Annotated in this window: 16 protein-coding genes and 1 pseudogene; 7 read left to right on the top strand and 10 right to left on the bottom strand. The window is 40.6% G+C overall.

All coding sequences use genetic code 11. From position 1 onward, the window contains the following. Window positions 1-161: 161 nt before the first annotated feature. The gene (gene truA / locus FDK13_RS26830; protein ID WP_137343102.1) at window positions 162-896 is read left to right on the top strand and encodes a tRNA pseudouridine(38-40) synthase TruA; all 735 of its coding nucleotides are present in this window, start codon (window positions 162-164) and stop codon (window positions 894-896) included. Between the two features lie 7 nt (window positions 897-903). On the opposite strand, the gene FDK13_RS26825 is transcribed toward truA, so the two are convergent. The 5 genes from FDK13_RS26825 to FDK13_RS26805 form a co-directional block, all read right to left on the bottom strand. Then, entirely contained in the window at window positions 904-1,659 is a 756-nt protein-coding gene (locus FDK13_RS26825; protein WP_137343101.1) for a DUF1835 domain-containing protein, read from the bottom strand. A gap of 69 nt (window positions 1,660-1,728) precedes the next feature. Beyond that, on the bottom strand, window positions 1,729-3,318 hold the full coding sequence (locus FDK13_RS26820) for an aldehyde dehydrogenase (NADP(+)) (RefSeq protein WP_137343100.1): 1,590 nt from the start codon (window positions 3,316-3,318) through the stop codon (window positions 1,729-1,731). A 121-nt stretch (window positions 3,319-3,439) separates the two neighbouring features. Then, entirely contained in the window at window positions 3,440-4,402 is a 963-nt protein-coding gene (locus FDK13_RS26815) for an AAA family ATPase (RefSeq protein WP_137343099.1), read from the bottom strand. Window positions 4,403-4,461: 59 nt separating this feature from the next. After that, on the bottom strand, window positions 4,462-5,832 hold the full coding sequence (locus FDK13_RS26810) for a peptidylprolyl isomerase (RefSeq protein WP_137343098.1): 1,371 nt from the start codon (window positions 5,830-5,832) through the stop codon (window positions 4,462-4,464). A gap of 98 nt (window positions 5,833-5,930) precedes the next feature. Next, window positions 5,931-8,222, bottom strand: coding sequence for a peptidylprolyl isomerase (locus FDK13_RS26805; protein WP_137343097.1), 2,292 nt, complete (start codon window positions 8,220-8,222; stop codon window positions 5,931-5,933). A gap of 217 nt (window positions 8,223-8,439) precedes the next feature. On the opposite strand from FDK13_RS26805, the gene FDK13_RS26800 reads away from it, so the two are divergent. Beyond that, window positions 8,440-9,069, top strand: a complete 630-nt coding sequence (locus FDK13_RS26800; RefSeq protein ID WP_229216227.1) for a hypothetical protein — start codon at window positions 8,440-8,442, stop codon at window positions 9,067-9,069. Here FDK13_RS26800 and aqpZ read toward each other — a convergent pair. Then, window positions 9,070-9,753: pseudogene (gene aqpZ / locus FDK13_RS26795) on the bottom strand (aquaporin Z); the annotation flags it as partial. Between the two features lie 149 nt (window positions 9,754-9,902). Then, window positions 9,903-10,292, bottom strand: coding sequence for an SMU1112c/YaeR family gloxylase I-like metalloprotein (gene gloA2, locus FDK13_RS26790; protein WP_137343095.1), 390 nt, complete (start codon window positions 10,290-10,292; stop codon window positions 9,903-9,905). A gap of 181 nt (window positions 10,293-10,473) precedes the next feature. Here gloA2 and FDK13_RS26785 point away from each other — a divergent pair, with 181 nt between their 5' ends. The 5 genes from FDK13_RS26785 to FDK13_RS26765 are packed head-to-tail and all read left to right on the top strand — an operon-like array spanning window position 10,474 to window position 18,069. Continuing rightward, window positions 10,474-11,640 (top strand): imelysin family protein, encoded by a 1,167-nt coding sequence (locus FDK13_RS26785; RefSeq protein ID WP_137343094.1) that lies wholly within the window; start codon window positions 10,474-10,476, stop codon window positions 11,638-11,640. Window positions 11,641-11,682: 42 nt separating this feature from the next. Further along, window positions 11,683-13,101, top strand: a complete 1,419-nt coding sequence (locus FDK13_RS26780) for a di-heme oxidoreductase family protein (protein WP_170982927.1) — start codon at window positions 11,683-11,685, stop codon at window positions 13,099-13,101. Between the two features lie 15 nt (window positions 13,102-13,116). Further along, complete coding sequence (locus FDK13_RS26775; RefSeq protein WP_137343093.1) at window positions 13,117-14,238, top strand: imelysin family protein; 1,122 nt, start codon at window positions 13,117-13,119, stop codon at window positions 14,236-14,238. Between the two features lie 27 nt (window positions 14,239-14,265). Further along, window positions 14,266-15,606, top strand: coding sequence for an HTTM domain-containing protein (locus FDK13_RS26770; protein ID WP_137343092.1), 1,341 nt, complete (start codon window positions 14,266-14,268; stop codon window positions 15,604-15,606). An 18-nt stretch (window positions 15,607-15,624) separates the two neighbouring features. Next, window positions 15,625-18,069 carry a TonB-dependent receptor gene (locus tag FDK13_RS26765; RefSeq protein WP_170982926.1) on the top strand — a complete coding sequence of 815 codons (2,445 nt, stop codon included), beginning with the start codon at window positions 15,625-15,627 and terminating at the stop codon, window positions 18,067-18,069. 58 nt (window positions 18,070-18,127) lie between these two features. Here FDK13_RS26765 and FDK13_RS26760 read toward each other — a convergent pair whose 3' ends face one another. From FDK13_RS26760 to FDK13_RS26750, 3 genes are all read right to left on the bottom strand, one after another. Further along, window positions 18,128-19,321: an acyltransferase family protein gene (locus tag FDK13_RS26760; RefSeq protein WP_310588120.1), complete on the bottom strand. Its 1,194-nt coding sequence runs from the start codon at window positions 19,319-19,321 to the stop codon at window positions 18,128-18,130. 162 nt (window positions 19,322-19,483) lie between these two features. Then, window positions 19,484-21,202: an FAD-dependent oxidoreductase gene (locus tag FDK13_RS26755; protein WP_137343090.1), complete on the bottom strand. Its 1,719-nt coding sequence runs from the start codon at window positions 21,200-21,202 to the stop codon at window positions 19,484-19,486. Between the two features lie 75 nt (window positions 21,203-21,277). Next, the gene (locus FDK13_RS26750) at window positions 21,278-21,880 is read right to left on the bottom strand and encodes a gluconate 2-dehydrogenase subunit 3 family protein (RefSeq protein WP_137343089.1); all 603 of its coding nucleotides are present in this window, start codon (window positions 21,878-21,880) and stop codon (window positions 21,278-21,280) included. Window positions 21,881-22,124 lie beyond the last annotated feature (244 nt).

The following is a 22,124-nucleotide window of genomic DNA, read 5'->3' as shown; positions in this document are numbered from 1 at the left end:
GCATTCTGTTGCCAAATTTATATTGACAAAGTAGTTTTTAGAATATTCTGAATCTTTATCAACACAAAAAAGTACAAATCCGTGCGTGATTCTACGCTTTATTAATTCTTTACTTTCAATCTCAAAAAGGTAAATTCACTACTTTCTCTTACTTTTGCGCTATGCGCTATTTTATTGAATTCAGCTACAAAGGGACAAATTACAGCGGCTGGCAGAAGCAAAACAATGCTATTTCTGTACAGCAAAAACTGGATGAAGCACTTACGCTTATTCTCAGGGAAACGATTGAAAGTGTCGGCAGCAGTCGTACTGATACTGGTGTACACGCGGAACAACAGTATGCGCATTTTGATAGTAACCAACCTGTTAAGGATTGTGATTTATTAACTTACCGCCTTAACAGCTTATTGCCTTTTGATGTTGCCGTTCATCGTGTTTTTCAGGTTGAAGAAACGGCTCATTCCCGTTTTGATGCAACACACCGGCGTTATGAATATCGGATTATCAGAAGAAAAAATCCTTTTTTGATCAATGAATCACATATTTTTCATAAACCGCTTGACATTCAGCGGATGAATGAAGCGGCCGAGTTGCTTTTGAAATACAAGAATTTTGAAAGTTTCAGCAAGATTCATACGAGCGTAAATAATTTTCTTTGCGACATTTCGGAAGCCCGCTGGTTTGAAAAAGATGGGATTCTTATTTTCAGTATAAAATCAAATCGCTTTCTTCGGGGAATGGTTCGTGCTTTGGTCGGAACGCTTCTGGAAGTTGGAACTGGTAAAAAAAATATCGTTGATTTTGAGAAAATTATTCAGGTTCAGGATAGGAGTAAGGCAGGAGCACAAGCCCCTGCGGAAGGTTTATTTTTGGTTGAAGTCGGATATCCTGAATAAGTGAGTCTCACTTTATCTTTTCCAAAAGTTTTTCAACCTGCCAATCACCAAATCCATAAATCCCTTCCCGTTTGCCAAATTCCTGAAAAATCGTTTTAAAATCAGTCGTTTCTTTTTCCGTCATAATCTGTTTCAAAACATTTTCGGGACGATTATCTTTCCGATCAAGCTGAGCCTGAATAACCTGATTTAGAAAAGGAAAATTTTCTGATTTGACTAATACCAGTTCTCCGAACTTTTCACGGTTATCATTTTTGTAGGCATCCCAAAGATTAGCCAGCAGGCTCAAATCAGCCGGTGAAAGTTCCTGTTTGTTTAGATAAGCTTCCGCCAAAGTATGACGATCCATGGGACCAAATCCGCGCCAGTCAGGTTGCTGATCAATTAGTGGCGGTTTGATCACAAACACTTTAATCGCATGAGCGACGGGCATCAACAATGATACACAAAACCAGAAATTAACCTGACAAAATAAGTCGTCTTCAAACCAAAAGTTTACTTCTGAATTAGCAGGAATTGCTTTTATTTTTTCAAACTCAGTAACCACCTCTTCAAAATAAGCTTCTTTTTCTTCACCGTAAGTTTCCTGAATAAAACCTGCCCGGGTTTCCCAGAATTGTTCCGGTGTTGCTCCACCGACAGGCCCGTCAATCAGACATTCTCTTGCAATAATGATTTCGCCGGTTAGCAATTCGGAAGGGAAATTGTCCAGTAATGCATCACCATTAAGAATATGAAAGGTTTTGGTTTTTATTGAAATCATGGTTTTATTTTGAAAAAACAACTTTAAAAGCTTCCAGAGATTTTCTTCGGAAGCTTTTAAAGTTAAGGTTTATATCCCGCGTTTCGTGGTTTCGTTATTCACCAGCCTGAAAATTCCAAGCGGATTGGCATTTTTCAATTCAACCGGAAGTAGGGAATCATCCCAGTCCTGGAATGATTGCGGACGAACAAAACGAAGAATGGAATGTCGGCCAACAGAAGTAAATCTTGCATCGGTTGCCGAAGGAAACGGCCCGCCATGATGCATCGAAGGGCAAACTTCCACGCCGGTCGGAACGCCATTCATAATGAAACGTCCACAGATTTTTGAAAGACTTTGGAGTAATTCCGGATACCGTGAAGCCTCATCTGCATCAGCCATTAATGAGGCAGTCAACTGGCCTTTCAAATGCGAAACAGCAGCCAGTAATCCAGCTTTATCCTTACAAACAACGAGTAAAGAAAATGGCCCGAAAACTTCTTCATGAATTTTAGGATTAGCAATAAAATCAACGCCGCTCACTTTCGCTACCGAGGCCTGCGATTGATTTTCCTGTTCTTCCGTCAGGTCAGAATAAGCAAGTTCGGTAACACCGTCCTGCTGCACCAATTCGTCCCTTAATTTATAAAAATTGGAACGGATACCGGCGGTGAGCATAGTCGCAGAAACTGTTTTTAAAATCTCGTTTTTATAAGATTCTTCAAATAAATTCAACGAACCGGATTCAATAACGAATACCAATCCGGGATTTGTACAAAATTGTCCTGCACCTAATGTCACCGAACCAGCCATAGTTTTGGCAAGCTGCGGAGAATTCTTTTCCAGATATTCCGGCAAAATAACGACCGGATTAACGCTTCCCATTTCAGCAAAAACAGAAATCGGTTCTTCGCGTTCCTGAGCCAATTTATGCAGTGCCATTCCGCCTTTTATCGAACCCGTGAAACCAACAGCCTTACTGGCCGGATGTTTTACCAAAGCAGCCCCGACTTCGTAACCATCATCATACAACATGGAAAAAACGCCATCAGGCATTCCGGTCCTTTTCGCAGCCTTCACAATCGCCTGCGCTGTAAGATCACTAACGCCAGGATGTGCTGCGTGGGCTTTCACCACAACCGGATTTCCTGCCGCCAATGCGGGGCCCGTATCAACGCCGGCGACGGAATAAGCAAAAGGAAAATTACTCGAACCAAAAACAATCACCGGCCCGATAGGAATGAGCATTTTACGCAAATCGGATTTTGGAACCGGCGTGCGGTCGGGAATAGCCGTATCAATGCTGGCTTCAACCCAGGAACCTTCGCGGATCAGATCGGCAAATTGTGTAAGCTGGTTAATTGTACGCGCTCTTTCACCCTGCAAACGGGCAATCGGCAATCCGGTTTCCAGATTTGCTCTTTCCAGTAGCGGGTCGCCGATAGCCATGATTTCTTCTGTTATCGCAATCAAAAAATCGGCTCTTCTGGCAGCCGGAATTAGTGAATATTCATTGAAAGCTTTTTGAGCAAGTTCCATGGTTTGCGCTACTTCATCGGGAGTAGCGGTGTGAAATGTTTCCGGCAATTCTATATTTTGAGCGGGAACGTAGGATTTAAAGGTATGCTCGTTTTGAGATGAGAGTGAATAACCTATATAATTTTCTCCTTGAATGGTCATGGTTGAAATTATGGTTTTGATGTTGAAGATTTAAATAAACGGATATCCGTAAAAGCAAAAAATTGCGTTGATATCCTATACAGATCAACGCAATTTTGTATAAATTTAATTCCTTTTTCGATTAAAGAAGACGGGCAATGATATCATCAACTGATATTCCTTCGGCCTCTGCTTTGAAGTTTCGGATAATCCGGTGACGCAGAACCGGAAGTGCAACTGCCTTTACATCTTCAATATCAGGAGAATATTTTCCTGAAAGTAATGCATTACATTTCGATGCCAGAATCAAGGCCTGCGAAGCTCGTGGCCCCGCGCCCCATTCCAGATAATCGCTTGTATCTTTTATTGCCAAAGCAGAAGATGGTCTGGTTTTATGAACCAGTTTTACAGCATATTCAATTACATGATCGGTAACCGGAACACGGCGAACAAGATGCTGGAAATCCATGATTTCCTCTGCTGTGATTACTTCCTTAACCTGGTATTTTGAATCGTTAGTCGTATTTTTTACGATATTAACTTCTTCTGCATACGACGGATAATCGAGCTGGATCATAAACATGAACCGGTCTAATTGCGCTTCCGGAAGTGGATAAGTTCCTTCCTGCTCAATCGGGTTTTGTGTAGCCAGTACAAAAAACGGACGGGATAAAGCATGTCTTTGTCCGGCGATCGTTACCGAGTATTCCTGCATCGCTTCCAAAAGCGCCGACTGTGTTTTGGGAGGCGTACGGTTTATTTCGTCCGCCAGAATGATATTTGAAAAAATCGGTCCCTGAATAAATTTGAAATTACGGTTCTGATCCAAAGTTTCAGATCCCAGAATATCCGAAGGCATTAAATCCGGTGTAAACTGAATCCGGTTGAATTTTAAATCCAGCGATGAAGCGATGGTTTGAATAAGCAGTGTTTTGGCCAATCCTGGTACGCCGACCAGCAAACAATGTCCCTGACAAAAAATGGCTGTAAGTAATCTTTTAATAACTTCATCTTGTCCGACGATCACTTGTCCTATTTCACTACGGATTTTTTCATAGGCCACTTTCATAGCCTCGGCTGCTTCAACGTCAGATTTATAATTCACAGTGAGTCAATTTTCAATTTTGGGGAATCTTAAATTTCTTCAATCGGTATGCTTCGAACTCAGGTATCGCTGCCGTTGGATAACCCGAGGATTTTACAATTTTTATATTCCGGTTCAACACTGATGAAAACATCACCCTGTGCTTTTTTGAACCATTCTTCCAGCGCATGATTTCTTTTATTGCTCAATACGATCTGGGAAATTTTCTCGTAGTCATCGCGAAGGTTTGCTGTATGCGGTTCAGATCTGCTTTTGTACCAAAGAATACGCATCGCGCTTCTTCCATCTTCTGTACGGTAAGAAACCGGAATGCTCAAATCTCCAACTTTCATTGTATCAATAGCAAAATAAAGAGCGGGATCCATGGAAGCATCCAACGTCAAACGTCCAAGCTGCGTATTTCTGTCCTGGATAATTCCACCCGTTTCTGCTGTTTCTTTATCTTCTGAATTGTTGAGGGCCGCTTTTGCAAATTTCAAGGTATCCGATTTGATAAGAATACGCAAGCTGTCAAGCACACGAAGCGCACTGCTCATGTCCGTTCCTTTGTTATAATCAGGTCTCAAAAGAATGTGGCGCGCGTGATATTCTGCACCACGGGTTTCAACCAGTTTGATTAAGTGAAAACCAAATTGAGATTCCACGATATTTGACATTTCGCCCGGTTTCAAACCTAAGGCCGTTCCTTCAAATTCCGGAACCATCGCACCACGTTTGGCAAAACCTAAATCCCCGCCATTTTTTGCAGATCCAACATCCTCAGAATATATGGTAGCGAGCATAGCGAAATCTTCGCCTTTTTCTGCTCGCGCTCTCAGTTCGAGAAGCTGGTTTTTTAATTTATCTTTTTGTTCCCTTGTTACCGTTCCCAAACGAACAATATGTCCGATTTCAACTTCTGAGGGGATATATGGTAAACTGTCTTTTGGAATTGCATTGAAGAATTTACGTACATCACTTGGAGTAATTTTCACATTACCGGAAATGGTACGCTGCATTTTCTCAACTACTTTCTGCTCTTTTACCTGCGTACGAAGTTCGGTTTTCAAGTTTTCTACACTTTTTCCGTAAGCTTCAATCAGGTTTTTTTCTGATCCGAAACGCTGGATCATGTAGTTCATTTTTCCATCAAGCTCATTGTCAACATCCTTATCTTCAACAGTTACGGAGTCAATTTCAGCTTTTGCCAAAAGCATTTTGTTGATGATCAGAGATTCCAGGATCTGACATTTTTCCGGTGCTTTCTGACCATTCTGTGCATAGCTGCCATACATTTCTTCCAGCTCGGAATTGAGGATATAATGGTTATCCACACGGGCAATAATCTTGTCAATCATAACACCCTGCTGTCCTTGTCCGTAACCTGCCAGACTTAAACACAATGTGCAGATTGCAAAACATTGCATTACTATCAATCTATTTATTTTCATATAATTTTAAGTGTTCCTGAGTTGAAATAGTAGGGCTTATTTTAATCCGGTTAGTTAAAAAATTAATGGCAACCGGTTTTCAAAATGCTAATTTACGTTTAACGCTTAATTTTTTCTAATTCTTGTTGATTCACTTTCACCGGAAATTTTTGCTGAAGCTTTTCAAGCCACTGTTTTTCCAGAACTTTTTGATATTCATTGATGACACTTCCACGTGCTTCGGCGAATGTTTTTACTCTTGCCGGCTCAATTTTTTGAATCTCAATCCAATAGGTTAAACCATTGGCGGTCACGGTTTGTTCACCGGTTTCCCATTTGGCCTGACTAAGTAAAGCATTATTTTTCTGGAAATATCCTTCCTGGATAATAACGGCATCGGGCGTCACAGAATTATAGACTTTCTCCACATCTTTTTTGGACTGACTATAAAACTGGAAACTTATTCTTCTATTACGCTCGATTTCGGCAGATTGACGAAAAGATCCATAATCTTTTTCAAGAATCCTGATAATGGATATGTTTTTTGAGCTTAAATATTGGACCGCTTTTCTTATTCTGTCAGACGAAATCGTTTCCGCTTCGGTGGAAGAACGATATCCGGCAATTTCAACAACATAATCCGGATTTTTTTGAAGGATTACAAACACATCATATAGTTTGTCAATCTGATCCTGCGTCAAATCGCTGGAACCTTCTTTGAAAATCAATTCATTTGCTTTCCGTTCCAGTAAATATGGACTTTTTGCGATTGCTTTTTTTATGGCGTGAAGTGTCGCAGTATCAGGAGCCGTTACGATCGTTCCAAAAGCACGTTCCGGATAACGGAAATGATCTGTGTTTTTTTGATAATAAGCCTGCTGTCCGGTGGAATCAGTTAGAGAACGTTGTAAAACATTTTCTTCCGTTAACTGATCAAGCAAAACGCCCTGACGGATTTCAGTGATCTGGCTTTTAAATTCCGGATAAGTTTCTTCCAGATGTTCTTTTTCGTAAGCGAAAAGACGATCAGTTAAATAATCAGTATAATAATGTTTGAAAATAACTTCCGGAGAAGAGCCTTTCGGTCGTGGTTTTTGTTGCGTTTTGATATAATTCAAAAAAGAAAGTGCCTCGTATGGCCTTTTTTCAATCGTGAATAATGGATTAGAAACCCAATCTGTTGACACAGCTTTCATATAATCCCAGGAACCGGAAATCAGCGTGCTGTCGATTAATGAATTAAACAATGCATATTTATCTGCAAATTCCTGAATAGCATATTTTGAGCGAAGACGTTTTGCCGTAGCCTGATCCAAAACTTTCCCTCTGGAATCTGTTACTACTTTTTGTCTCAAAGTAGGAGCCAAAACGCTATATGGCTCCAGATTTTTTTTCTCAATCAGTCGAATAATATGCCAGCCATAAGAAGACAAAACTGGTGCAGCATAAGAATTCAGTTTCGTCAGCGCAAATGAAGTTTCCTCAACTTCCGGTACCATTTGTCCTGTCCCAAAAGGAGGCAGAAAACCATGATTTTTGCTGGATTGCTTATCATCAGAATAAGCTTCTGCTATGGCATCCCATTCATGGCCGTTTTGTAATTTTTTATAAGCATCGTCTATTTTAATTTTGGCTGCTGCTTTTTGCGCTTCGGTGGCTTTTTTATCCACTTTCACCATGATGTGAGCAATTCTCACAGTTCCGCGGCTTGCCCGGCGGTCATTCACTTTAATGAGATGATAACCCGTTTTACTACGGATAGGGTAGGATAATTTTCCAACCGGTAACGAGTAGGCAGCAGTTTCAAATGGGTAAACGGTTTGAAAAACGGTAAAATAACCTAAGTCACCTTTATTTTGAGAAGCCGAAGGATCTTTTGAAAAACGTGCAGCCATATCTCCAAAATCAGAACCTTCTTCCAACCGTCCGCGTAGGGCTAATGCCGCATTGTAGGCATCTAAGGTATCTTTCGGGGAAGCATCTTCCGAAACTGCTATCAAAATATGAGAAGCTTTAACTTCCTGTTTCATTCTCGCATAAGCTTCTGTTGCTAGTTTTTCAACCAGCGCCTTATCGACCAAAAAGTTTTTAGCCAGTTGATCATAATAAGAATTGATCTCTTCCTTATAATCATTCGTCGTATCCAGTCCTTCGCTCTGTGCCGCCAGCATTTTAATCTTTTGATCTCTGTATACTGGCAAATATTCCTCGGTTGTTAATTCTTTAACAGAGTCAGAGGCAAATTTATTTTTGTTGTAAGAATCCAAAAAATCAGTTGCAGAGAACTTTTCATTTCCAATTTGTATGAGCGCAGGCGTTTCAGAAACTACTTGGGTTTTAGGAGCTGAGGTCTTACAGGAATTAAATATAACTGCGGAAAGCAGAGAAATTATTATTGGGTATTTCAACATACGTGTACACAATTCGTAAATCAGAGATTATTCATCTCCACATAAATTTTAATCTAACTTTTATAAGTTCTAATTATTGTATTTGCCCAAAGTTAGGCTCTTTAAAACGAGTATAAAAATAATACTGGTATGAACGCCTATTTTGGGCTGTGGAATTACCCAATTCCCACATCACAAAACAGTGTAAATCTGCTACAAATTATGATGAGGAAAGGACATGAAATTACATGTAATTTCTGTCTTTTATGAAAATAAATCTAATCTATATGGTTTAAAGAATAATATCAGTTTTTGTGCTCATTTTGTAACCGCTGGGCATAGAATTTGTGCAGGTTATAGAATACCTTCACCTGTTTCAGCAACTGCTATGGAAGATTCCAAATTACATGAGTTCGTTCTGAAAATAAGCTCTTTATGGAGCGAACAAAAAATCAGAGAAGTCCTTTATCTTGAAGCATTGAAGAAAGATAGCATGGGCCCGCTGAGGAGAATGCTTACGCAAGGACATTTTAGTGCCTTACTCTTTCAAAAGGAAATTCATTGGATTTATGATTACTTCAAATGTTTCCTGACAGACAAAGATCTTGTCAATAATGAAGAGGTTAATTTGAACACCATTTCCGTGCTTCATGATCTTGAAGGGAAGGAAGAAGTAGCGGGATATCTGAAAAAGACGGAAGGCAAAGTTTTGCAGTCTTACAGGTCACTTTATAAATATCTGGATAGAGATTTGGAAACCAGACGGGTTGTCGATGAGCACCTGGACAGGATTTCTGAGTTTTATGAAATCCTGTCCAAGCAGGAAATTGTAATAATAAAGGACTTGAAGCGCCCCGTTACGGCCTGATTAATCTTCGCTCGACAGGAATTTGTAAACAATTCCTGCTAATGCTGCGCCAACCACCGGTGCTACGATAAATAACCAAAGTTGCTCTGTTGCCCATCCGCCTACAAATATTGCCTGGCTGATACTTCTTGCCGGATTGACCGAAGTGTTGGTAACCGGAATACTGATCAGGTGAATCAACGTTAACGCCAAACCAATTGCAAGACCGGCAAATCCGCCCGACGCTTTTTTGTCGGTTGCTCCAAGAATAATAATAAGGAACATAAAAGTCATAACGATTTCTGTAACCAGAGCTGCCTCTATGCTGTATTTGCCGGGAGAATGTTCACCGTAGCCATTGGCTGCAAAATCTCCGATCGTACTTCCGTTACCAGTTATGATGAATGACAAAACTGTTGCAGCTGCAAGTCCGCCAAGAATCTGTGCCGCTATGTATGGCAATAGATCTTTACCGGAAAATCTGCCGCCGATCCAGAGTCCAACGGAAACTGCCGGGTTAAGGTGTGCTCCCGAAATGTGTCCCAATGAATAAGCAATTGTCAATACCGTTAACCCAAAAGCAAACGAAACGCCAAGTAAACCAATTCCGACGTGGGGAAATGCCGCTGCCAAAGCGGCACTTCCGCAACCACCTAAAACCAACCAGAATGTCCCGATAAATTCTGCTGCGTACTTTTTCATGTGTGTATAGTGTTTTGTTGAAAAGCGTGATTATTGTTTTCTGAACAATAGACGCGGTTAGCGTTTTCAGGTCACAGTTACCCGAAAATCAAAAAGCCCTGAAATGTAAATCGCGTTTACATTTCAGGGCTTTTCTTGCAAAAATTGGAATGTTATACTTCGTAGAGTTCTATCGGCAGATCATCAGGATCAGCAAAAAAAGTAAATTTTTTGCCGGTAAATTCATCAATCCTTATTGGTTCCGGATGCACATCTTTTTTTACAAGTTCTTCAATGGCTTCTTCAATATTTTCAACCTGAAATGCCAGATGGCGCAAGCCAGTCGCTTCCGGTCGTGACGGTCGTTTTGGTGGTTCGGGGAATGAAAATAATTCGATACAATATTGACCATTTAAAGACAGATCCAGTTTAAAGGACTGTCTTTCCGCGCGGTTAACTTCACGGTCAATAGTAAATCCTAAGACTTCTGTATAAAAGCTCTTCGACTTTTCGTAGTCGGAAGCGATGATCGCGATATGGTGTATTCCTTTTAGATTCAGCATTTGATAAGTATTAATTATTTAGCCAAAGATAACAAAGTTCATTTTCTGTGTACAATCATGACAACAATCATAGTTAAAAGCCTGATTAAAATCCGATTAAATTTTAATTATAACAAGTCTAAATAACTTTAATGTTTACCTTTGCGAATGAAGCCATAATGTCCACCAAAGAAAGATACGCATGAAAAAATTTATTCTTCCGGTAATAATGTTAGCATTGATTTCAGGATGTGATTCGTCTGATGATGATGTAAACAGTGTTGATCCATTACGCCAGCAGGTTGTTGAAAATTATGCAAGTCTTGTTCTTGCAAACTATACTGATGCAATTACCACTGCAAAAATATTACAAACACAGGTAAATGCATTCCTCGCAGCGCCAACGGGAAAAGGATTAGAAGATTGTAAAACGGCATGGCTAAATAGCCGGGTTCCTTATTTGCAAACCGAAACATTCCGTTTTTATGATGGCCCGATCGATGCAGCTGCTGATAATTATGAAGGTTTAATTAACGCCTGGCCGTTGGACGAAGCTTATATTGACTATGTCGTTGACGATGCAAAGGCGGGTGTTATTAACAATTTGACTGCATATCCGACAATTACAGAAGCTGTCCTTTTATCGGATAATGAGAAAAACGGCGAAACGGATGTGAAAGTTGGCTACCATGCGATAGAATTTTTACTATGGGGGCAGGACTTATACAAAGACAGTCCAGGAAAACGTCCGTACACGGATTATGTTACTGGCGGGAGTGCAAGTAATCAGGTTAGAAGAGGTCAGTATCTTAAAATCGTAACAGATTTATTGGTTAAAGATCTGCAATCTGTGAGTGCACAATGGGAAACTACCGGTGCTTACCGTAAGGATTTTACAGCTGCGGCTAATGTTGAGCAGTCGTTGATCAACATTTTTAACGGAATGGGAAAACTGACCAAAGGCGAACTTTCAGGAGAACGTATGACGGTTTTGCTTGCTTCAAAAGATCAGGAAGACGAGCATTCTTGTTTTTCTGATAATACAAAAAACGATTTTATTTATGATGAGACAGGTATTTATAATGTTTATCTGGGAAAATATACCAAAACAGACGGGACAGTTCTTGATGGACCGGGATTAAATGATCTGGTTTTGGCAAAAAACGCTTCTGTGAATACAACGATGATCGCGAAGCTGGATGCATCAGTAGCGGCAATCAATGCAATTCCTGCACCTGTTGATCAATCCGTTACGACAAGTCCGGATTCATTTAAAGCAGCTATTACCGCTTTGCGAACACAGGCGGATCAATTGTCGGTGGCTGCCCAGGCTATCGGAATCAGTTTGACAATTCCGGAAAGTAATTAAATAATTTCTTCAATTTCGCCACCATGAACAATTGTTATTAAAGTGAGTGCAACACTCAAAAACTTAGTTTTCCATTCATTATGGATATTGAGTCTTGTCGTTTTTAGCCAATGCAGTTCTCCCAAAGTAGAATCCGAAGTCGAAACAGACGTGGATGAAGCATACTCGGGTGGTAAGGAAGGTACTGTTTTTGACCAGACAGCCAATGCTTTTGGTAATTCCCTGATCAGCCTTACTTCGGATGAAGTTGATCAATTCGTGATCGGAAATTCTTTCAACAGAAATAACTGGGTAACGGCCCCGTCCTCAACATCTGCAAGAGACGGGCTGGGACCGCTTTTTAATGCAACTTCCTGTTCTGCCTGTCATTTTCAGGATGGAAAAGGAGCACCGCTAAATGCTGATCAAACCATAACGCAATCCTTACTTTTCCGTTTGTCAATTCCGGGAAAAGGAGAACATGGTGAGCCGCTTTTTGATCCGAATTATGGTGAACAATTTAATCCCAGAGCAATTATCGGTGTGGAAGCAGAAGGGGACGTTTCTGTAACGTATCAGGAAATCCCTGGTACATATCCCGACGGAACTGCCTATTCTTTAAGAAAACCAACTTATATTTTTTCAAATCTGAAATACGGACCGATGACGGGTACTTTGGTTTCACCAAGGATTTCGACACAAATGTCAGGTGTTGGTCATCTGGAAGCGGTTACAGAAGCTACCATTCAGTCTTTCGCAGATCCCAATGATGCAAACGGAGACGGGATTTCTGGCCGACCCAACTATGTCTGGGATTATAAAACCCGGAAAAAAGTAATGGGACGTTTCGGATGGAAAGCCAATCAGTCGACGGTTGAACAACAAACGGCTTCTGCTTTTAACGGTGATTTAGGAATAACATCCACCTTATTTATCACGGAAGGTTTGACGACTGCACAAAAAGCAAAATATGGTAGTTTGCCAAATGGTGGTTCACCAGAAGTTGAGGATAATATATTTCAGGATGTTGTATTTTATATCAAAGCGCTGGCCGTTCCCGGCAGAAGAAGTCTGACTGATCAGCAGGTTATAAGTGGAAAAGCACTTTTTATCAAAGCAAATTGTAGTGGCTGCCATATTCCAAAAATGACTACCGGGAAATCTGATTCTCCGACTTACCTTTCGGCACAAACGATCCGGCCTTATACCGATTTGCTGCTGCATGACCTGGGTGACGGCCTTGCTGATAACCGGCCTGATTATGAAGCAACCGGGACGGAATGGCGCACATCTCCTCTTTGGGGAATTGGCCTTGTAAAAACGGTTAACAAACATACGAATTACCTGCACGACGGACGGGCCAGGAATGCAGAAGAAGCGATTTTGTGGCATGGCGGAGAAGCGGAAAAGTCTAAACAAGCTTTTATGAAATTCGCGAAATCTGACCGTGATGCCGTGTTAAAATTTATTGATTCTTTATAGTAAGACCCAAAGAATATGTTTAAGAAAATATTTTATTTCCTGTTTGCAGCGGCTATAATCGTAGCATGTTCTTCTAAGGATAGTCCCGATCCATCTTCTACCTCAGATCGTGTGGCGATGCTTACCAATCTTGGAAACAATGTCATTGTTCCATCTTTTGAAGCATTTTCAACCAGTTCGCAAAGTCTGGCAAAAGCGGCGAGTGATTATGCTGCCGACACAAAAAACGAAACCAAATTAACAGCCCTTCAAACAGCGTGGATCGGAACGGCGACTGCCTGGAAAACGGCTTCTTTATTTACCCAGGGGCCAATTGAAAATGATTTTCTATCGTCAGGAATTTATTTTACAACGACAAATTATACCGGAATTGAAAAGGCAATTACGCAAACGGCTACGACGATAGATAATGCTTACATCGAAAGTCTGGGTGCAACTTTGAAAGGAATTCCAGCCATTGAATACATGCTTTTCAGTGCAAGTGGAAATACTGCTGTAATTGGTGGATATACAGGCGCGAATGGCGCGCAAAGAATTGCTTATTTGAAAGCACTTGCTTTAAATCTGCAAAATCAGGCGGCTACTGTTGCTACAAAATGGAAAGCGGATGGTGGAAATTATGTAAAAACATTTATCGCTGCGGATGGAAATGATATCAATTCGTCCCTTGGTATTCTTTCCAACAAAATGATCGACCTGATTTATACGATCAAAGATGAACGCATTGGCGCGCCTCTTGGAAAAAGAACGAACGGGACACCGCAGCCGGATCTTGTTGATGCAAAATTTAGTAAGGCTTCTTTAACTTTGATGAAAGCAGAATTGCAATCATTGGAAAATGCTTTTACCGGAAAAAGTTTGAATGGGAGTGATGGATCCGGAATTGATGATATTCTGGACGCAGCAGGTGCGAAATCCGGAGATGTTTTATTGAGCAAAAGGATAAAAGATCAGTTTGCGGTTGTGAAAGCAAAACTTGATCTGATAACGGTTCCTCTTGGTACTGGCTTAACTACGCAGCAAGCCGCCGTGAGTGCTGCCTATGACGAAGTAAAAAGATTACAGGTGATGATGGAGGTGGATATGATCAATAACCTAGGTGTATTGCTGACTTTTAGTGATAATGACGGCGATTAATTGTTAATTATTAATGGTTAAGGGTTAATGAGTTTAGTTAATAAAACAATTCGGAAAGGGAAGGAATTTGCCGGGAGTGAGTCGCTTGCTTTCTTTCGGATTGTTTTCGGGCTGCTGCTTTTTGTTTCGGAGGTAAGGTTTATTTGGAAGGGGTGGGTTACGGATTTTTATGTTACGCCGCAGTTCTTTTTTTCCTTCTATGGATTTGAGTGGGTGCGTCCGCTGCCGGATCCTTATATGCATTGGGTTTTTTATGCACTTGTTGCGCTCTCGCTGCTGATCACTTTCGGGCTGTTTTACCGGTTTTCGATAATCGCTTTTTTTCTGGTTTTTACGTATGTTGAACTGCTGGATAAAAGTGTGTATCTCAACCATTATTATCAGGTAAGTTTATTGGCTCTGTTGATGTGTTTGCTACCGATGAACGGTTCATATTCTCTGGATAATTATATTATTAAATCCAGCCGTTTGGATAAAATTCCTTATTGGATGATCTGGGTTTTACGTGTTCAGGTTGGTATCGTTTATTTTTTTGGAGGTATTGCCAAACTTCGTTATGACTGGCTTTTTGAAGCACAACCGCTCCGTATCTGGTTATCGGCCAATCAAAATTTTCCAGTGATCGGGTCTTTGTTAACGGAAACCTGGGTAGCTTTTTCACTTAGCTGGTTTGCATTGTTTTTTGATCTGAGCGCCCCATTTTTTTTGAGTTTCAAAAGGACGAGAATTTATATGTATGCCGTGATAGTAATCTTTCATTTGCTGACGCATTTTTTATTTTACATCGGTATGTTTCCGTGGATGATGATTTTTACAGCGCTCATTTTCTTTCCGGCAAAATTGCATCAGAAAGTACTGGATTTTTTATTTGGAAGATGGAAACAACTTTCAATAGCCATTCCAGCCCCGAATGTCAGTTATTACAAAACCTTGGCATTTTCATTCCTGTTTTTTTGCTTTCAGCTTATCATGCCTTTTCGCAGCCGGTTGTATGGGGGAAATGTACTTTGGCATGAACAAGGATTTCGGTTTTCCTGGAATATTATGCTGATGGAAAAAAATGCTTCGCTTGAATATGAGGTAAAGGTTAAAGGGACTGGCAAACAATTTACGGTAAGACCAAACAAATATTTGACCAGAATTCAGGCTAGACAATGCAGTTTTCAGCCGGATATGATTCTGCAATTTGCACATATGCTGCATCAGTATTATCTGGATTCAGGTGTTGGTGATACAGAAATCCGGGCGGTTTGTTATGCGTCAGTAAATGGCCATGAAAGTAATTTGCTGATCAATCCAGACGTCGATTTAACAAAAGAAAAGGATAGTTTTGCTCCGAAAACCTGGATTACGGACTGGAAGCAATAATCACAAAATTATTCAATTTTGATTATATATTTTATCAAGAGAAAAGTGTTAAAAAAATCATTTATTTTATTACTTGCCACGTTCCTTTTTGCTGTTAATATTACGCTCTCAGCTCAAAATATAACGGTTTCAGGAAAAGTTTCTTCTTCTGACGGCGTAGGTATTCCAAACGCTCAGATTCAAATAAAAAGTCTGGAAATCGGCACGGTTGCGGATTCTTCAGGTATTTACACTTTTTCAGTAAAACCAGGAAAATACACTTTTGAAATTTCAGCAGTTGGATTTGCAACGCTTACAGAAGCCGTGAAGATTTCAAAAGAAATGACTTTGAATTTTACATTGAAACCCTTAATCCGCCAACTTAATACGGTTGATGTAAAAGATAAAAAAAATGATGTCAATGGATTAAGGCGACTTGCAGATGTTGAGAATATGGCGATTTATGCCGGAAAGAAAAATGAAGTAATCGTTCTGGATGGTGTTAATGCCAATTTGGCGACAAACAATGCGCGACAGATTTATGCGAAAGTTCCGGGTGTTAATATTGTTGAAAACGATTCTTATGGTATTCAGCTTGGTGTAGCAACCCGTGGTTTAAACCCAAACCGCACCACTGAATTCAATTCCCGCCAAAATGGTTACGATATTTCTGCCGATCCAATTGGTTATCCTGAAAGCTATTACACGCCGCCAACTGAGGCAATTAGCAGGATAGAAATTGTACGCGGCGCGGCTTCTTTGCAATACGGAACCCAGTTTGGAGGATTACTTAATTTTCAGTTTAAAAAGGGAAATCCGGATAAAAAGATTGAATTGGATACTCGCCAAACCGTTGGTGCCTATGGACTTTTTAATTCTTTCAACGCCATCGGCGGACAGGTTGGGAAATTAAATTATTATGGTTTTTATCAGCACAAACAAGGCAACGGCTGGCGGAATAATACCAATTTTAATTTGAACACCGGTTATGCAGCCGTAACCTGGGATCTTACGTCAAAGCTCAAAATCGGCGGAGAAATTACCATGATGGATTATCTGATGAAACAACCGGGTGGTTTGACCGACGCCGAATTCGCGGAAAATCCAAGAGCGAGTTATCGGAACGGTAACTGGTTTAAAGCAAAATGGAATATTCCTGCTGTGCATGTGGATTATCAGCTTGGCGAAAAAACAAAAATAAATCTGAGAACTTATGGTTTGATCGCACAACGCGGTTCCATTGGAAATATCATAAATCCATTGCGTGACAAGACAGATACAACTGCGCGACGTCAGCTTTCTTACGACCATTACAACAACTGGGGTTCAGAATTCCGGTTTTTGCATCGTTACAAGATAGCAGGTAAAGTATCCTCATTTCTGGCAGGTGCACGTTATTTCCAGGGGCATACACAGAAAAAACAAGGTTCAGGTTTTGAAGGAAAAGATGCTAATTTTAATTTCCCGACACCTGATAAAGTGGATGAATTTGATTATACTTTTCCTTCTCACAACGCCGCGTTTTTTGTTGAAAATGTGATCTGGCTGAATGAAAAATGGAGTGTCACACCCGGTTTCAGAATGGAATATATCAATACAAATTCCAGAGGTTACAGTGTTTCTTCTGTTACCAATGAAATTGTCCAGGGGAGAGAAAAGAAAACCCGTTCGTTTCCTTTGTTTGGTATTGGTGTTAATCATGCGATCACTCCAAAATCAGAAATTTATTTCAACATTTCACAAAATTACAGTCCGGTTAACTATTCTGATATTCAGGTTCGTACACCTAATTTTCAGGTTGACCCAAATCTGAAAGATGTGACCGGATTTAATGCGGATCTTGGTTTCAGAGGTCAATATAAAAACTGGCTGAATTTTGATTTAAGTGCTTATTATCTGGATTACAATAATCGTATCGGGATTATCAGAATTGCCAGTGATGACGGTTTGGAAGTAATTCGTTACCGTACCAATGTGGGCCGTTCCAGAAGTCGCGGCGTGGAAGCTTTTGGTGAAATTAATTTTTTTAGACTGACCGGTAAACCGGAATCTACCGGAGATTTGTCATTATTTGCCAGTGTAGCTTATACGGATGCGGCTTACACCAAAGCGATTAATCCATTGCTAAATACTTTGATTGTTGGTCGCCAGGTTGAATTCGCTCCGAAAATGATCACACGCGGCGGAATTACCTACCGAAAAAATCGTTTTGGAACAACACTTCAAATGGCATATACGAGCCAGCAATTTACGGATGCGTACAATTCGTCACATACGGCGGATGGTTTGGTTGGAGAAATTCCGGCTTATAAACTTGTCGACTGGACGGCCAATTACCAATTGAAAAATGTTAATTTCAGTCTGAGCGTTAACAATGTTTTAAACGAAAAATACTTTACCAGAAGAGCATTAGGATTCCCGGGCCCGGGTATCATTCCAAGTGACGGAAGAACGGCTTATTTAACTGTTGGGCTTAAAATATAAAATCCGCCGGTACGATTTTATTCGGCCGGCGGATCAATAAAAATTGTGTTGAGTAAAATTAAATCTTGATAAACAATTTCTTCTTATACATCCAGTACAAAATCCAGAACTCCACCAGCAAAATAATACTACCACTGACAAGCGTGCGGTAAGCCTCTCCAAATATCAAATCGTAATGCTGACTGATATTGATCCGGAAGGACTGGTCAATAAAATCATTGATGGTATGAGCAAAAATATAGGCAGCGATGGAATTTATTCCGATTACGATCAGTGGCAAAAACAAGGATTTGTTTTCTTTTATATCAACAATAAAATAAAATCCTGCTAAAAGAAGAAAACACCACCCGCCACTGAATAATGTCCAGGCCGGCGTCCAGATACGTTTTACTATTGGATTAATTCCTGTCAGATTTAAAGTAATACCAATCACAAAAAGGATAGCGGCTGTTATCACAAAACGTTTTACAAGCCAGGATGAAGACTCGGCGTTTTTTAGCCATTTTCCGGCAATTAATCCCAAAGTCATTGTTCCCAGCGTTGGTATAAAACTAAGTGTACTATACCCGCCACCGTTAAAATGGAATAGACTTTCTCTCGGAAAAATATTCATAAACCACCTGTCGAATGCCCAGGCTGCATTTGTATTTTTATTCCAATGCGCGGCAAAACCAGTTAGATTATGTTCCCAGTCGGCAGTTGAGCCTGTTTCAGCCCAGTCAAAATAAGGACCTGGTAATGGATATACTGCAAAAAATATTCCGTAACCCAAAAGTATAAATGCCAAAGCAGTCCATTGCACTCGTTCGGAACGGAAACCCAAAGCAAAAAGAATAGGATAACCAAGACCGATTTGAGTCAGTGTATCTTCAAAAGTAAAATTGGTTTGTTCCCTGTGCATAGATCGTAGAAAAATACCAAGCAAAATTAAGATCAGCGAGCGTCTGAATGTATGAAACCACATCATGCCTGTGCTTTGCTGTTTACTGGCTCTGCTAGCCATAGAGTAGGGAAGTGCAACGCCTACCAGGAATGAAAAAGAAGGTTGAATTAAATCGTGTAAAGAACATCCTACCCAGGAAACATGGCTTTGCTGATAGTGAAGAAAAGCCCAAAATGCGCTGCCGGGTAAGGCTTCCGAAACTTTGTTGAAGCTTAAAACTTCGCCCATCATGAGCAGCATTACAAAGCCCCGGTACGCATCAACAGAAGAAACTCGTTGAGGAATGGCTGGTAAGGAAAAGTCTTTCAATGTAAAGTGGGTTAGGATTTACAAACGTGTTCATCTTTTTATGACGAACTTACAATGTACTACAAGTTTTTTATCAAAAAAGGCTATTGTTAACAAAAGCAAAAACCCCACCGAATTTACCCGGTGAGGTTTTTGCAATCATTTCAATAAAAAAGCTGTTTTTTAGAGATTCATCTTTTTAAGCTCATTCACCGCATGGTCGGCAGCACGTGCTGTCATGGCCATGTAGGTAAGTGACGGGTTAACACAAGATGACGACGTCATAAACGCACCGTCAGTCATGTATACGTTTTCAGCACCCCAGACCTGGTTGTTTTTGTTCAAAACAGACGTTTTAGGATCGTTACCCATACGTGCAGTACCCATTTCGTGGATACCAATTCCAGGATGTTTCGACTCGTCGTTATATTTTGATACGTTTTTCAAACCGGCTGCTTCCAACATTTCAGCAGCATCGTTCATCATATCAACACGCATTTTCTTTTCATTGTCGCCGTAAGCTGCATCGAAAACTACGAGAGGAAGTCCCCATTTATCTTTCTTCGTACTCGAAAGCGTGAAACGGTTTTTTTCGTCAGCAAGCATTTCTCCAAATCCACCAAGATTCATGCTCCATCCGCCTGGCTGAGAAATTTCCTTTTTGAAATCGGCACCGAAACCATCCATGCCGGCTCCACGTCCCCAGCTGTCACGGCTTGCACCACCCTGATAACCAAATCCACGCAGGTAATCACGTTTGTCATCACCCCAGTTACGGTAGCGGGGAACATAAACACCATTCGCACGACGTCCGAAATAATATTTATCTTCATATCCTTCCATATCACCACGGGCACCAACAGCAAGATGGTGATCCATAATGTTACGTCCAACCTGATCGCTTTCATTACCAAAACCGTTCGGGAATCTTTTTGATTTTGAGTTCAAAAGGATCGATGCAGAAGCGATAGCAGAAGCGTTAAGGAAAATGATTTTGGCAAAATATTCCTTGGTTTCCATCGTGTTCTGGTTGATCGTACGAACGCCGGTTGCTTTACCCAGCTTATCGTCATAAATCACTTCCGTTACAATCGTATCAGGAATCAAAGTAAGGTTTCCGGTTTTGGTAGCAGCAGGAAGCGTTGCAGCCTGCGTACTGAAATAAGCACCGTATGGACAGCCACGCATACACATATTACGGAACTGACACGCAGCACGTCCTAATTCTGTGTGAATTGCATTAGGCTGCGTTAAATGTGCAGCACGTCCCATGATCACGTGACGGCCTGCAAATTTCTTTTCGATTTCTCCTTTTACTGTTTTTTCAACACAGTTCATCTGCATCGGAGGAAGATAATTGCCATCTGGCAATACATCCAAACCATCTTTTGCACCACTGATACCTGCGAATTTCTCAACGTAATCATACCAGGGAGCGATGTCGTTATAACGGATCGGCCAGTCGATTGAAATACCGTCTTTTGCGTTCGCTTCAAAATCTTTTGGATTCAAACGATAGCTCTGGCGGCCCCACAAAAGTGAGCGGCCACCAACGTGATACGCACGAATCCAGTCAAATCCCCTGGTTTCTTCGTACATGTTTTCTTTATCGTTTTCAAAAAGATATCTGTGCTCTTCGTTTGCTGTATAACCTGTACGCATACCAGCCCAATACTCTTCCTTCGCAACCGTTGTTACACGTCCGCGGTGTTCAAGTTCCCAGGGAGCCAGTGTGGCAGTTTTGTAATCAGTAATATGTTTGATATCACGCCCGCGTTCGAGCATAACCACTTTCAGTCCTTTTTCAGTTAACTCTTTAGCAGCCCATCCTCCGCTTATACCAGAACCAACGACGATTGCATCGTACGTTACTTCCTTTTGACCTTTCAGGTTTAAATTCATAGTGAAATGATATTATAACTTAATGATAACCAGTTTCTTTTGAGCTTCAATGATTTCAAGCCCTTAAATTAAAAACTACATTGCCCAGGCTTTCTGACCAGGTTTCAAGTCGATACAACCGTCATAACGGCCCGGTACCGGAACATAATCCAAAGCCAGCGTAGCGCCAGGTTCAGAGGTGAAATATCCCAAAAGCGTAAGTTCTTTGATCAGTTTGAAGAAAGGAACACCCTGATCATCAGTATATTCTTTACCTGCTTCTGTGAATTTCTTGCGTTCTTCAGTCGCTTTTTCAGAATCTGTTTTAGCAGAAGCTTCCAGTTCTTTCAAAATCTTTGTCTGATCTGCCGGAGAAGCTTTCAGGAAATCTTTCTTTTCAAGTTCTTTCAAACCTTTGGCAAAACTATCCTGATCTTTTCCTGCGTAACATTCTTTGATCATCTTCTCAATGAAGTCACCCACTTTGGCATCCTTCGCACCAGGCGTATCAGTTTTAGGAATAATGATTTCAGCAACTTCGGAAACTAAATTTTTTTGATCTGCCGAGAATGGAAAAGTCAGCGCAGTCGACGTTTCTGTCGAAGATTTGCAGCCCTCCAGAAAAGCCAGCATGGTCGGGGCGGAAAGCGTACCACCCATCAATAGTGCCACACGGGCAATTGCGTCACGTCTTTTCATTTTATATACTTAATAAGGTTAACAATCCAAAGTGTAATTATACATTCGATTAATGCAATTAAAAACAACCCGGCTAATTTATGAAATATTCTCTATTATTGTCTGGTTAGAACAATTCTATATAAGAAGAATTGAATTTAACTAATTGACTTATAGTAGAATATGTAAGTTGTCAAAAAAAATAGCTGCTTGATTTTTTTTAGGGAAGAAGGTTCTTGTGAACTTGAATTTTTCAGACCAATTA

The sequence above is a fragment of the Dyadobacter frigoris genome, assembly GCF_005280585.1.
GTDB classification, from domain to species: Bacteria; Bacteroidota; Bacteroidia; order Cytophagales; family Spirosomataceae; genus Dyadobacter; species Dyadobacter frigoris.
This window is presented reverse-complemented; position numbering and strand designations above follow the sequence as displayed.